The organism is Lactobacillus nasalidis, assembly GCF_016587775.1.
In the GTDB taxonomy this organism is placed as follows: domain Bacteria; phylum Bacillota; class Bacilli; order Lactobacillales; family Lactobacillaceae; genus Lactobacillus; species Lactobacillus nasalidis.
Genome location: NZ_BOCG01000092.1, coordinates 1 through 1,164, shown reverse-complemented (window position 1 = coordinate 1,164; position 1,164 = coordinate 1). Strand labels below are relative to the sequence as shown.

General features: G+C 51.3%; 1 protein-coding gene. It reads right to left on the bottom strand.

The features are described 5' to 3' along the window. A partial coding sequence (locus tag lacNas_RS01195) for a thiamine pyrophosphate-dependent enzyme (protein ID WP_244661396.1) occupies positions 1-1,164 on the bottom strand: 1,164 nt, incomplete at both ends.

The window sequence follows — 1,164 nt, the reverse complement described above, 5'->3', positions numbered from 1 at the left end:
CCAGGGTGTTCAGTTCAGTTGAGTAAGCCATGTGCTTGGTGTACTTAACGTCGATGAAGGCTGGGCCGTCCATCTTCTTCCATTCTTCTACAGCTGCTTGGAATTCAGCCTTGTCGTGAACAGTGAAGGCCTTCATGTTCATGCCTTCTGCAACCTTTGCCCAGTCATTGTCTGGCAGGATAACGCCTGACAGTGGTTGGTTCGATTCGTCACGTTGTTCTGCTTCGATGTAGCCCAAAGTTTCGTTGGTGAAGACAACAGTCAATACGTGCATGTTGTAGCGAGCCAAAGTAAGCAGTTCTTCGCTCATCATCGCGAAGCCACCGTCACCGGCCAAGTGCCATACTTCACGGTCTGGGTAAGCAGTTGCGGCTGCAATAGCTGCTGGAGCACCGTAGCCCATGGTTGCGTGCAGGCCTGAAGTAGTCCAGCGTTGCTTGCCGTTCATGTTGAGCAGACGTACGTGGTCCATGTTGACGTTACCAACGTCAATTGCAAAGACAGCGTTGTCTGCGGCTTCCTTGTTGATGACGTCCCAGATTGGTTCTTGGCGTACGCGGCCTTCGTCCTTCAAGTGGTCGTCAGCGAATGAAGCAGTCCATGCGTCCCATTCTTCACGGTCTGCCAAAGCAGCCTTGTAAAGTGGTGATTCTTCACGGGCTTCGCCAGCGTCGATCAAAGCACGCAAGCTCTTCTTGGCGTCTGCCAGGATTGATACGTCAACTGAGTGACGCTTGCCTTGCTTTTCTGGGTCAACGTCGATTTGGATAACCTTGGCGTTCTTAGGGAACCACAATACTGAGAATGGTGAGTTGTTGCCAACCCAAACTACCAGGTCAGTGTGGCCTTGAACTTCGTTAGGAGCCTTAGCACCGATACGGCCGATCGTACCAAGGTATGCCTTGAAGCTGTCTTCAACGATACCCTTGCCCAGGTATGAGGACATCATTGGCATCTTGAACTTGTCAGAGAATTCCTTCAATTCGTCAGCAGCAGCGGATGCGCCCAAACCGAAGTAAACAACTGGGTTCTTGGCTTCCTTGATCAGCTTAGTTGCGGCTTCAATTGATTCAGCAGTTGGAGCTGCGTAGTTGTCAGCAACGTGGTTGCTTGCGGAAACACGGTAGTTGTCTTCGATTTCTTGCCAACCGAAGTCCTTAGGGA